Genomic DNA, 236 nt, shown 5'->3' with positions numbered 1-236 from the left:
GTCTAAAAGTACCGTTTCTCGTTTTGTACGCTCGTTAAAAGCGACACCGTTTATCATTATCGCTCGTTACATTAAAGAAGATACAACAGGTAGTCATCCGGACAGTTATGTATTTATCCTTAAAAGTCATAAGAACTTTCATCACATTTGCGACGAAATCTTTTTCGCTCATGATACAACAGGGATACAAACGCTTCAACAAGAAGAAATGACCACTCCTGTGACACGTCCTGTGA

At 39.0% G+C, this 236-nt stretch carries 1 protein-coding gene; it reads left to right on the top strand.

The genetic code is table 11. The features are described from left to right. A partial coding sequence (locus ACEN88_RS36270; RefSeq protein ID WP_413347207.1) for a hypothetical protein occupies positions 1–236 on the top strand: 236 nt, incomplete at both ends.

The sequence above is a fragment of the Massilia sp. CT11-108 genome (genome assembly GCF_047302915.1).
GTDB lineage: Bacteria > Pseudomonadota > Gammaproteobacteria > Burkholderiales > Burkholderiaceae_D > Telluria > Telluria orientalis.
The sequence above is the reverse complement of the archived record's forward strand: the minus strand, read 5'-3'. Positions and strand labels throughout refer to the sequence as shown.